The 11,124-nt window shown below is 67.7% G+C and carries 10 protein-coding genes and 2 pseudogenes; 6 read left to right on the top strand and 6 right to left on the bottom strand.

What is annotated here, in order from left to right:
• Positions 1–518: 518 nt before the first annotated feature.
• A complete protein-coding gene (locus ACIGXM_RS36905; RefSeq protein ID WP_396568503.1) occupies positions 519–1,709 on the bottom strand; it encodes a tyrosine-type recombinase/integrase in 1,191 nt (396 codons plus the stop codon).
• A gap of 195 nt (positions 1,710–1,904) precedes the next feature.
• Between ACIGXM_RS36905 and ACIGXM_RS36910 the strand changes: the two genes are divergently transcribed.
• Positions 1,905–2,309 carry a hypothetical protein gene (locus ACIGXM_RS36910; protein WP_396568504.1) on the top strand — a complete coding sequence of 135 codons (405 nt, stop codon included), beginning with the start codon at positions 1,905–1,907 and terminating at the stop codon, positions 2,307–2,309.
• Positions 2,310–2,600: 291 nt separating this feature from the next.
• Here ACIGXM_RS36910 and ACIGXM_RS36915 read toward each other — a convergent pair whose 3' ends face one another.
• Positions 2,601–2,900: a transposase gene (locus tag ACIGXM_RS36915; RefSeq protein WP_396568505.1), complete on the bottom strand. Its 300-nt coding sequence runs from the start codon at positions 2,898–2,900 to the stop codon at positions 2,601–2,603.
• Between the two features lie 56 nt (positions 2,901–2,956).
• Here ACIGXM_RS36915 and ACIGXM_RS36920 point away from each other — a divergent pair.
• The 3 genes and pseudogenes from ACIGXM_RS36920 to ACIGXM_RS36930 form a co-directional block, all read left to right on the top strand.
• Positions 2,957–3,160 (top strand): annotated as a pseudogene (locus ACIGXM_RS36920) (integrase core domain-containing protein); the annotation flags it as partial.
• A 317-nt stretch (positions 3,161–3,477) separates the two neighbouring features.
• Positions 3,478–4,725 (top strand): hypothetical protein, encoded by a 1,248-nt coding sequence (locus tag ACIGXM_RS36925; RefSeq protein ID WP_396568506.1) that lies wholly within the window; start codon positions 3,478–3,480, stop codon positions 4,723–4,725.
• Positions 4,726–5,253: 528 nt separating this feature from the next.
• Positions 5,254–5,988 (top strand): hypothetical protein, encoded by a 735-nt coding sequence (locus ACIGXM_RS36930; protein WP_396568507.1) that lies wholly within the window; start codon positions 5,254–5,256, stop codon positions 5,986–5,988.
• A 41-nt stretch (positions 5,989–6,029) separates the two neighbouring features.
• Here ACIGXM_RS36930 and ACIGXM_RS36935 read toward each other — a convergent pair whose 3' ends face one another.
• The 3 genes from ACIGXM_RS36935 to ACIGXM_RS36945 all read right to left on the bottom strand — a co-directional run bounded on the left by ACIGXM_RS36935 (position 6,030) and on the right by ACIGXM_RS36945 (position 8,221).
• The gene (locus ACIGXM_RS36935; protein WP_396568508.1) at positions 6,030–6,845 is read right to left on the bottom strand and encodes a hypothetical protein; all 816 of its coding nucleotides are present in this window, start codon (positions 6,843–6,845) and stop codon (positions 6,030–6,032) included.
• A gap of 89 nt (positions 6,846–6,934) precedes the next feature.
• A complete protein-coding gene (locus ACIGXM_RS36940) occupies positions 6,935–7,621 on the bottom strand; it encodes a DUF488 family protein (RefSeq protein ID WP_396568509.1) in 687 nt (228 codons plus the stop codon).
• 21 nt (positions 7,622–7,642) lie between these two features.
• Complete coding sequence (locus tag ACIGXM_RS36945; protein WP_396568510.1) at positions 7,643–8,221, bottom strand: hypothetical protein; 579 nt, start codon at positions 8,219–8,221, stop codon at positions 7,643–7,645.
• A 357-nt stretch (positions 8,222–8,578) separates the two neighbouring features.
• Between ACIGXM_RS36945 and ACIGXM_RS36950 the strand changes: the two genes are divergently transcribed.
• Positions 8,579–10,801 carry a hypothetical protein gene (locus ACIGXM_RS36950; RefSeq protein ID WP_396568511.1) on the top strand — a complete coding sequence of 741 codons (2,223 nt, stop codon included), beginning with the start codon at positions 8,579–8,581 and terminating at the stop codon, positions 10,799–10,801.
• 34 nt (positions 10,802–10,835) lie between these two features.
• Positions 10,836–11,033, top strand: a complete 198-nt coding sequence (locus ACIGXM_RS36955) for a hypothetical protein (RefSeq protein ID WP_396568512.1) — start codon at positions 10,836–10,838, stop codon at positions 11,031–11,033.
• 7 nt (positions 11,034–11,040) lie between these two features.
• Here the strand turns inward: ACIGXM_RS36955 and ACIGXM_RS36960 are convergent.
• A pseudogene (locus ACIGXM_RS36960) lies at positions 11,041–11,124 on the bottom strand (transposase); the annotation flags it as partial.

The raw sequence follows: 11,124 nt of genomic DNA on the forward strand, positions 1-11,124 counted from the left end.
GCGCCTCTCACGGATGGGGTGTCATGAGCGGGTATCAGGTGTCACGCGGGGCGGATGGGATAGGCCCTGACCTGCGCGATTCGGACTGGTGAACATCAGTCAGACACCTGTTCGACCGCTGGGGGTCAAGGGGTCGCAGGTTCAAATCCTGTCGTCCCGACTTGCGAATCCGCAGGTCGGAGGCCGTTTCCGCCGGATGGCGGAGGCGGCCTTTTTGCTGTGGTGGTCGCAGGGTGGTCGCAAGCACTCGATCGCGTCGCGCCATCGGGCGCATCCGAGGGTGTGGGGTGCTCTGGAGTAACCAATATGCGGCTTTTGTTCGTTCGGTCGAGGTAGCTGAGCGTAGTCGCCAGCGGGTCGAGCTGCTCTCCAGCGTCGAAGTGGGCACGGCTTCCCGGACATGGGCATGCCTGCGGGGCCCATCGCGGTCGTCATGATGGGCAGTGAGCCTGAGTACTCGTCAGTCGCTAGGTTGCCGGTCCTTGCCGTGGCTCGGCGGATCGGGCTGGCTTTGGCTGTCAGGCCACGTGGCTGAACAGTGGGTTCGGCAAGCTGATGCTGGGGGAGCGCGGATCGACGGCGCCGCGGGCGCGGGCTTCGACGCGGCGGAGCCTGGTTTCGATGGTGTGGACTGCGGCCATGGCGACGTCCCAGGTCAGATGGCTGTAGATGTTTGCGGTGGTCGAGAGCGTCGAGTGCCGCAGGGTCTTGGAGATGACGGCCATGGACACGTTGCCCTCCAGGGCGAGGGTAGCGGCGAGGTGGCGCAGGTCGTGGATGGTCACGTGGGGCAGCCCTGCCTGCTCCCGCAGTTCGTGGAAGCGCCGACGGACCGCGGCCGGGTGCAGCGGCTTGCCGTCGGGGCCCTGGAAGACGTGGTCGTTGCTGACGGTGGTGCTCCTGGCCATGGTGCGTTGGAGGGCGGCGGCGACGCGGTCGGACAGGGGCACCCAGTTGCGGCTCTTCTTCGTCTTGGGCGCGGTCGGGACGAGTTCGTGGTTGTCGATCGCGGAGAGGGTGTGGCGGATGTACATGACGCGGTCCTCGAGCCGGACGCACGGGCGTTGGAGGCCGAGGGCCTCGCCCTTGCGCAGGCCTGTGCCGATGATGACCTCGACGAGGTCGGCGAAGGCGGGGTCGGCGCCTCGGCAGTGGGTGAGGAAGGCGACGGCCTGCTCCGCACTCCAGGGGACGCGTTCGTCGGGGCGGGGCCTGCGCATGAGTAGGGGCTGGGCGGCGTTGTAGGGGAGGCGGTGGGTGCGCACCGCTGTGCCGAGGGCGCTGGAGAGCGTGGCGAGGCAGTGGTAGACGGCCTGGCGGCCGCGGCCGGCTTCGAGCTGCTGGTGGGTGTAGGCGGTGATGTGGTCGTGGGCGAGTTCTTCCAGGCGCATTTTGCCGAAGACGGGGATGAGTTCGCAGAGCACGTAGGTGCGGTAGCGGGCGTAGGTGGTGGGCTTGAGAAGGAACTCCATGCCCTTGAGCCACTTGGTCAGGTAGGCGGCCACCGTTTCGTGCGGGGCGGCGTCGAAGCCGCCGCGGCGCACGGTGCGCCGGCGCCCGTTGAGGGAGGGGATGTCGACGGCGAAGGTCCACGTGCCGTGCCCCTCCTCGACCAGGCGCGAACACCCGGCTCCGAGCTGGCGCCGGTCCGCATCGCGGCATCCGCACCGACGGTAGACCCGGCCACGCCGTTGCCCCGAACTGCACACTTCCTCTGCCTCCTGCGGTCCTGATTCTGGATCAGCCCGCGAGGCTACACATCCGGCAGCCGGATGGATCGCTGCGATCACCAAAGCGGGATCATGGCTCTGACCTGCGACCTTAGGTGAGTGCCCGCAGTGGGCTGAGCGCTCGGGTGCAAGCCTGCTGTCGGAGTGGGCTGTTGTTCAGATGAGGCGGTCGCTGTGGGTAGCGGCGGTTTCGCGGACGAGCTGGGCGAAGCGCTCGTGGCTGCGCCGCTGATGCTCCTCGGCCTGTTCGTTGTCCCAGTCCTCGGCGTCGCCGAGGTCTTCGTCGTCCTCCTCGTCGCCGGACTCGCTGTGCAGGAGCCAGCAGCCGTGGATGCCGGCGAGGAGGTCTTCGAGGAGGTCGCGGGCGGGGCGCTTGGGGTCGAGCGGGGTCAGGCGGACGGCGACGTCGTCGAGGTCGGGGTCGTCCTCGCCGGTGTATTCGGCGACGGTCTCCTCGAAGGCCTCCAGCTGGTCGCGCAGGGCGACGGGGTCGAGCAGGAGGCCTCGCGTTCCTTCTCGCGGCGCCAGCCCTCGCTGTCGGGCTCCAGCGAGACGGCGGCGCTGGCCGGGTGGGTGTAGGTGCGCCAGGCGGCGTCGGAGAGCTGGGTGAGCGCGCGGACCAGGGCTAGCAGGTCGGAGGTGCCAGCGTCACTCGGCAGGGCGGCGATGCGGGTGGAGAGGTCGCCCTCGCCGGTGCCCCACGAGGCGATTAGTTCACGCTGGTCGAGGTCGACGCTGTAGCGCGTCATGGGCCTTACCTCCGATACCTGTTCCTGTATGCCCCGTGGCATCGGGCGATTCTGACGCACCGGCAGAGGTCGCGTCCGTTGGAGTGGCGTACCAGCAGACACTCGTTGACCCGGTTTCAGGCTATGCGGTGGGTGCGGTCGTGATGCTCTCGTCTGGGCCTCTCTCGACCGGGTGGAGGCGGCAGCGGACGAGGATCTCGGAGCCCATGTAGCGGCACTCTCCGGCGCACTCGTCGTTCTGCTCGACCAGGACCGTGCCGAACGGCCGGACGACCGAGAAACGGTCCGGGAAGATCCCGACAGCGTCGGTGTGACACTGGATCTCCTCGGTCAGCCGCTCCTGCGGGTTGTTCGGGCAGATCGACTTGCAAGCCGTCCGGGGGACGGCGAAGGCGAGCGGGTTCTCGCGAGCGGCCTCCAAGTGCTGCGGCCTTGGGGAAAAGCGAGTTCGGAGTTCGACCGTCGGCCGGCCGGACCGGCCAGTGCTGGGACAACGCGCTCGCCGAGTCCTTCTTCGCCACTCTCAAGCGGGAGTTGCTCGGCAACTGCCCGTGGCCCAGCCGGGCCGCAGCACGGACCGCGATCTTCGAGTGGGTCGAAGCCTGGTACAACATACGCAGGCTGCACAGCAGCATCGGCTACCGCAGTCCCGCCGAATACGAGACCGCTCTGGCGGCCTGACCACCAGGCCAACGGTGTCCGTCAAAGCGGAGCAAGCTCACCCCCCACCGACTGAGACTGTGCCACGCGGTCTGAGACCCTACAGTTCCTGTTGGCGTGCAGCACAGGTTGCGCGGAAACGCTGTTGCACTTTGCGTGATCTTGGCTGTGTCGCCGCGGCCGCGAAGAGCAGGTTGCGCACGAACTTCCCGAGCATCGTCGCCACCAAGCACCTGCGGGACTACGGACGGGTTGATCAGCTCATAATTGGAGTCAGCGCCGAGCGACCCGGCGCATCGTACCCGCCCCGGGTGCACTCACCGCGATCGGAGAGCATCGTGAAGAACAGCGCGTTGTGGCGAGTGGTCGACAACGAGAGTGGTACCCAGTCCATCGTCAGCACGCCCTCCGAGGCGGTCGCGTTCGTCAACAGCCGGTTCGACACCGATGACGACGACGAGCCGTTCAGCATCACCGAGGTCGGCCCTCTCCTTCCGAAGCCGCTCGGGGTCATCACCGCATGGGCCGCCAAGAAGGACGGCGAGCGAACCGACGGGCGTACTGCGCCGATCACCATCAGGCCGGTTGTGACGGATAACGCCATCGAGTGCGACGACGTCGTGCTCTGGGACGACGTGTATGTGTCATGGGACCACGACATGTACACCGTCGAGGGGCCGGACGGCTCCGAGTACAGCGAAGCTTACAGCGCAGCCGAGTTGAGCGAGATCCTCGATGAGTACGCCGGCGACTACGAGTACGTGCCTGAGCCTGAAGGGTCTGACAGCCATACGCTGCCGAACCCGCGAGAGTTGATCCGCTACGGCGCCCAGGAGTGCGCCGACCGGTTCGGGCACCTTGACGACGACGCACTGCTCTGGCTCGCTGCCACCCGCATCACGCTCGCCTTGTGGCGCAACACACCCGTCGAGAACTGGCATGCAGGGAAGAGTCCGCTGCACGACGGCACGATGATGCGGATCAACGCGGCAACCACCCGGATCGTGCGCTCGATGCTGTCGTTCGACCATGTTGACTGGATCGCTGTCGGTCTCGCGATCGTCAACCCGTCTCGGGTTCTACCGACCGGGCAGTCCGTGCTCGAGCTCGGGCTGGCCTGCCACAACCCTGACGACCCGGCACATGAGGTTGATCCGCGAGGAGAGCTCGCGGAGATGGCACAGGGCGCGATCTCATGGGGGCGAAGGTACGGCCTTCACGAGAAGGAGTTCGGCCTGCGAACCATGATCGAGTCCCTCTGCGCGTTCGACAACGGCTGGTTCGGAGCACCGAGTTGGGGGCGCATCGTCGATCGGTTCCTTACGGCTGTCGACGACCGGGAGAATGCGCACTGGCGCATGCACCGGGACGAGCCTTGGTTCGACGAGTGGTTCACCAACCGCCCGACCGACATTGCGGACACCACGGAATTTCGTCGGCTGCTCCATGCCGGGCCCGACCTGCTGTCCGAGGAGGCCGCCGAATGGTGCGTGGAAGGTGCCATCGGCTACGTCTGCCAGGACGACCACGCGAACGGCTGCCTGCGATGTGGTATCCCGCTGGCAACGGAGTCCCCAAACGAGTGAACGTGGGCACCAGCGTAGGAACGTACGGATGGATCGAAATCAGGGAAGAGGAGCTCGCCAGTTCGAGGCGCGACTCCTAGATGACGTGATCGCGAACTATGGCGGACCAGTAAGTGCCCGGCAGTGCCGCTGGCCCCTGTATCAGCGGATGGTCCGCCAGGGTGCCGCCGCCGCAAGCCCGTCGATCGATGACGCGGTCCACTCCCGATTCTCGACCAGGCCGCCGTTCGCGCTCCGCATGCTCACGATGATCGATGCCGCGCTATGCCCCGCCGCCGTGAGTCACCCCCAGATCGTCGGCAGCCTCCTCCTCGAGCGCTACGTTCGCATCCGCGTGAGGCGCCCACGCCGGACCTGCGGCAAGGCCACCCGGACGAGTGGCGGCAGTGGCCAGCGATTCTCAATCCCGTGTCAGTTCGGCCAGTCACATGACATCGCGACTGAGAAAGTGACACGGGATCTGCGAACTACACATGCCGCACGGCGATCGAACGGCGCAGTGTCATACGCCCTCAGTAGCCTTGGCGGATGACCTCGATCACGCGCCGACCAGTTGCTGAACTTCCGGGCGATCCGGCCTACTTGCGTTTCGTCTACCACCACGCGCACCGGGCGGATCCGTACGACGACGAGGACACTCTCGAGCAGTGGCACGTCTCCGTCCTCGCACCGTTCGACGACGAGGACGATGAGGAGGGACTCGGCGACGACCGGGATCCGGACCTGGCTCCGGTGATCGGCAGGGTCTCCCTCTACCGTCTGCGCGACTACACCGACGGTGACCGCTGGAGCGCCGCCGACGCCGAGTCAGGAGACCTGGAAGTCATCGCCAGCACCGTGCTGCGCGGGGTCAAGAGCGGCCAGTCGGGCTACTGCAAGGCGTTTGAGCGGCAGATCGAAAGCCCGGTCGGGGACCTGCTGATCCTCGACCGCGTCTATCTCGACAAGCAGTGGCGCGGATTCGGCCGGGGACCGGTGGTCGCGGCCGAGGCCATCCGCAGACTGTCTCCCGGGTGCTGCGCTGTTGCCACCTACCCGGCGATGGGCGAGTACTCGAAGGGCCGGGACGAGACCACCGAGACGTACCGCAGGCGCGCGAAGAAGAAGATCGCTGCTCTCTGGGAGAGCATCGGCTTCGAACGGTTCCGCGAAGGAGTGTGGCTGCTCGACACGGCCCAGCAGACACCGATCGACCTCCATCAGCAGCACCGCGGACACCTGAAGGCACTCTCGCATGCCTACCGGACCGCGCGACGCAGCTGAACATACGACTGACGACCCTGGTCAGGGGTCCGAGGGCGAGTTCAGAAGAGCGCCTCCTGGCGTGGGGCGGTGAGAGCGGCGATCGTGGGGTTGAACACGCCGAGGAGCATGAACGTCTTCGGGCGGGTGGCGATGTTGCCGACGAAGAAGTGCGTTGCCCGATCGGGCGTGACCGTCCTGGTCCACCAGCGCTCGCGCAGGACGTCGGCGAGCCGGTGGGCGGGGTAGGTGCGGCGGAACTTGCGCCACGACTGGCCGGCTTCCCAGTCGTGCAGACCCATGTCGTGGCCCCGGCAGGCGTCGTCGTCGCAGTGGAAGCGGTAGCGGAACTCGTAGGGGACCCATTCGAGGGACCGGTGGTCGGGGTGCAGCACGTCGGTCTGGTTGACGATGCCGTGCTGCTCCGCGGTCCAGGGGGTGGCGTCGGTGAGGCGGAAGGAGTTGATGCGCGCGGGGCGGAACAGTCCGAGGGAGGTTCCGTCGGTGGCCTGGAGGCGTTTGATCGCGCACAGGGACGGTTGGATCAGCGGTCTGGCGATGTCGAGGCGCTCGGCCCAGCCGTCGCGGCTGCTGGCGGTGTTGACGACCCGGAGGGTGTCCAGGTTGGGGCGCAGGCTCTCGGGTCTGCGGTCGGTGTGGTGGCGTCGGACGTCGACCTGGACGACGGAGTATTTCCCGAACTGCTTCTCCTCGTCGAGCAGCCGGTGCGGGACGGGGAACAGCCGCACGTGCCGCACCAGGTCGGTGTCCAGACGGATGCCGGCGACGCAGCAGGTTTCCAGGTACTTGTGCGAGACGTCAGGATACGTCTTGACCGTGATCAGGATGCGCGCTCGTTCCCAGCCCGATGCCGGCATGCCAGCCCCCCGGTTCGACTCCTGTCACCATTGGGCGGCCAGGGTGCCGAATGCGCAAGAGTGCCTGCTCGGCCGAGAGTTGAAGCGGATCAGGCCAGGGCGGCGATGGGCAGCGCGGTGCGCTGGTGCAGTTCCGCCAGCACGGCCTGGCGGTGGCAGCGGCTCTCATCCTGCTCGAAGCACAGCACCGCCACCGAACGCTCGACGGCCAGTTCGGCCAGTTCGGCCAGCTCCCGGCGGGCCGGCTCCGTCGCCAGGACGTCGGCGAACGCCGCCAGGCCCTCGCCGACGCGGCCGTCCCAGAACGGCGCCCGATTGTCCTTCGGGTTGCCCAGCGAGCGCAGGTGCAGGTAGGAGATGTCCGCCTCGGCCAGGGCCGCGCTCAGCCGGGACTTGCTGAACCCGGGCTTGCGGCTGATCGGCGTCAGCCGGACATCCGCCACCGCGTCCACGCCCGCGTCGACCAGTGCCGCCACGAACGAGTCGATCGTCCGGCCCTCGTAGCCCGTGGACCACAGGCCCGGCATCGCACCTGCGGCCGTCACCAGCTCGTCCACCGTCACCTCCAGGGCTCGCGCCAACGCCGCGACGGTGAACAGCCCGGGCTGCGCCACGCCCTCGGTCTCCAGCCGGGACAGCGTTCGCAGGGGCACACCGGCGGCGGAGGCCAGCTCGGGTCGGGTCAGGCCGTGCGCCTCGCGTAGCGCTCGTAGCCGACGGCCCAGGCGGTGGGCGCGAGCGCGTTCGGAGCCATCGGCGTAGAGGCGACCAGACATGGCGGAAATCCTAACGAGCAGTCAGACGGTTTTCGTTGCCGCGTCCCCGAACGGATGAAGGCCGTGAACGGCGTTGGGGGCGGCGAAGTCACGGTGCACGTAAATGGTGCTGCGACCCTGCTGCCGAGCGATCACGGTGCCATCGCCGAGCCACTCCTCGAGCCACTGGCTGCTTCCGCGCCACGCGCTCTTGTCCGCCTCCCCGATCAGTGGCAGAAGTTTGGTCCTGAGCATGCCGGTCTCGCCCGTCTCGCGAAGCACGTCGAGCAGTTGCGCCTGTGCTCGTCGCTTGTAGAGCTCGCTGGCGTTCGGTGACTCCCGAACGCGCACCGATGTCTCACTCAGATCCATCCCATGCGCTGCGGCCCAGTTCACGACGTAGCTGTCGACGGAGGCATCGTCCGTGGTGCCCAGAAGGTGGCCCAGGCACCGCAGGATCGCATCCTCGCGCATGGCGCTGAGTGTGTGCTCCACGTCTTGAAAGGCTCCACCGTAGGCACTGCCATCGTGTGCCTTCCGCTGCGCGTCCTCCCGGATCTCCAGGACGTCCCTGATCATGGCTTCAGCTGCATCGGCGGGGGCGGCAAAGGTCTGTGTCATGAGGCTGACCGTATCGGAGACAGTGACGCCCCAGCTTCGCCGATGAGTTCTGGCGATGCGACGCCTACACGGTTCCGCTGCACCCCCAAGCGCCCAGGAGCGGCGATGAGATTGAGGAGCAGCAGGAGGTCGAAGGCGCTCGCCGCCCTACTGCCTATCGGGCCCGTCGATGTCGAGGCGACGAGGAGCAGGAGACGAACGACGCGCGACGCTGGCTTGGTTTCTCTTCGGAGCGAGCGTGCTGGGGTACCACCGACACGCGCCCGCTGTGGTGCAGTTCGCCCGGAACAGGTGCTCTCGGGGCCAGTGTCCGAGCTGCCGGATAGGCTCGTCGGTCGAGACTGATAGGGGAGTTACGTGCGCGACTCTGTGCTGACCGCTGACGTTCCGCTTGGCCCGTTCGACGGCCATCTCGTGCCTGTCTTCGCGGCGAAGGGCAAAGCCTCCAAGCTGCACGCACACCTGCGATGCCCCCGGGTTCGCGCGGACGGGGCGGTGGCCTTCGAGGCGCCGCTGAACGCCGCGACGATCGCCCGGATGTGCTCTGCCTGCGCGCACCAAGGGGATTGGGGCCGTCCGGACAGCGGTGTCGGTCTCTTCCTGCGCGCGCTCGGTGGCTACCGCGGGCTGCTCTCCCAGTTGCAGGAGTACACCAACGCGGATCCGGACGACGAGGTGACGCAGGAGGAAGTCGAACGCGCTGCGGAGGTCCTGCGCGCCGAGCCGGTTTCCGAGGAGGACGAGACCTACGACGAGGACCGGGATGCCCGCGGCGACGCGGAGCACCTGCGCGGCCAGGTGCTGTCCGGGTGGCGTGATGCCGCGGATAGCCTTCACCTCGCCGAGAGCGTCGTCGCGAAGTTCCCCTGGCTCACCGACTGGGCTCGGCCGAAGGCGGCACTGAAGGAGGAGTACCTCCAGACGCTGCGCGGACGAGCGGGACTGTTTTTCGATGCGGCGGGGCTGGTGGAAGCAGCGGCGGCCATGAACCTGGAAGTGCCCGAACTCCCCGCGAACGACGAAGCGTTCAGTGCTATCGGCGACAGTATGGAGATCGCCAGGCGGCTGCGGTCGATGTGGTCCCGCTGGCAGGGGGCAGCGGCGGACGCTTGGGGACTGCCGGGCGACCACCTGGTCACGTATCAGGCCATCGGGGGAATCAATTCACGGCGCAAGGGGTACGACGAAGCCTGCTGTGCGGCAGACCGGCTGCTGGCTTCCTGGGAGGAGGAAGCACGCCGGGTCGCCGGCGCGTCGGACCCGGGCGTGACGGTGACGCTGACCGCACACCTGCAGGAACCCCGGGATGAGGACCCGTACTCGCAGCAGCGTGCGCGGGGGTTGCTGGACAGCCTCGACAACTGGACGATCGGCGTCCTGCTCACCTACCTGACCAGCGCCGAGTGGGGCCGGCGCCGGCTCACTTTCCGCGCGCCCCAGCTGATCGTCGACCAACTCCTGTTCCGTACGGCCCTCGTGCAGTGCGAGCCCGAGCCTCCCGGCGCCCCGACGGCTGCTGGCGAAGCGAGTCCCCTGGGACCGGGAGTCTTCGACGACACCGCCGTGCACCAGCGCCGTCCCCTCACTGCGGAGCACCTGCGGCTGCTCAGCACCGCGCCCGGCGCCGAGGACCAGCTGTACACCGTGCTTTCCACCGATGCCGGGATGGAGGTCGTGCCCTTCAAGGAGTTGGAACGGCGGGCGGCCCGTGGCTGGCGAGGCGTCCTCGTCGCTAGCTCTGCCGACCTGCCAGCGGCGCTGATCGAGCCCTGGTCCGAGGCGATCGGCCATCGTCCCGAGGAGCCCTCCGCCATGTGGCGGGAACGGATGCGCGAAGCCGACGACCCGTTGTTCGGCGAGCGGCTGGGTCTGGCCGTCGGTGCCGAGTGCGCCGCCTGGTTGGTCTACAGTGACAAACCCTGGGCGCGGGAGTTCAACCTGAGGCTGCTCGCGGTGGCCCGCGGCGTGCCCGACCTGCGCAGTCTGGACTCCGGATATGACCGGGTCGGGCGTTCGCGTAGCCTTCCCAGCGCGGTGTGGCACGGACTCCTGGCCCACGGCCAGGACTTGGACCTCGAGCCGTTCGAAGCACCGGACGACAGCACGTGGAAGCGCAGCGGGAGCGGTATCCCGTTGGGGGTCCTCGCGCAGGTCCAGGTCTACGCGGTCAACGCCGACCCCTGCTACCAGGGCAAGGGGCACTCGCCGTTCTGCTCGCATGTCCGCGAACGCGGTGTCGTCGCAGACGACGACCTGCTCACCATCGCGGACCTGCTGGGTGACACGAAGTTCGACTGGTGCAGCAAATGCTGGGGCTACGCGATCCGCCGCCTGACGGACACCCAGCTCGCCCACTACCGCGCCGCCCATCGGCTCCACGACATCGCGCAGCAGTTGGACCGCGGCCGGGGCGGATACGATTCTGGCCGCCTTGAACAGCTGGTGGAGCAGCTCCTGGAGCTCGAGAAATGGGATCCCGACGCTCACGACCGCTCCTTCAGCGAGGACTCCCGCCACTGGCACCAGATGGTCCGCAAGCTGCTGCTCCGGGCCCGATCCGCCCAAGCCGGCCAGCCCTGAACCTTCCCTGACCGACCGCCTGACGAGGCCCCCTATGGACAGCACACCGGACAGTCCTCTGTCACCGCACGCCCTCGGGCCGCAGCTGCTCGAGCGGCTCACCGCCCCTCTGCGGCAAGCCGGTTGGACGGAGGCGGATCAGCGGTACGAGGACGAAGAGGACGATTGTGGTGACGACGCGGCGGCAACGGTCGAGCTGAGCCGCTCCAACTTCCACCTCTCCATCGGCTAGTGCCGCGTCAGGCAACGTTCGCCCTGTCAACGATCTGACGGAGGCGTTTGTCCGTTGCGTGCTTGTTCCGCCAGATGATGTAGCGGCGGAT

Source organism: Kitasatospora sp. NPDC052896 (assembly GCF_044547075.1).
GTDB lineage: Bacteria > Actinomycetota > Actinomycetes > Streptomycetales > Streptomycetaceae > Kitasatospora.

Excerpts from the sequence above, each read along its gene's own strand:
- ACIGXM_RS36935 (WP_396568508.1), bottom strand. The coding sequence starts at position 6,845 with ATGCCGGCATCGGGCTGGGAACGAGCGCGCATCCTGATCACGGTCAAG.
- ACIGXM_RS36945 (WP_396568510.1), bottom strand. The coding sequence starts at position 8,221 with ATGACACAGACCTTTGCCGCCCCCGCCGATGCAGCTGAAGCCATGATC.
- ACIGXM_RS36955 (WP_396568512.1), top strand. The coding sequence starts at position 10,836 with ATGGACAGCACACCGGACAGTCCTCTGTCACCGCACGCCCTCGGGCCG.
- ACIGXM_RS36940 (WP_396568509.1), bottom strand. The coding sequence starts at position 7,621 with ATGTCTGGTCGCCTCTACGCCGATGGCTCCGAACGCGCTCGCGCCCAC.
- ACIGXM_RS36930 (WP_396568507.1), top strand. The coding sequence starts at position 5,254 with ATGACCTCGATCACGCGCCGACCAGTTGCTGAACTTCCGGGCGATCCG.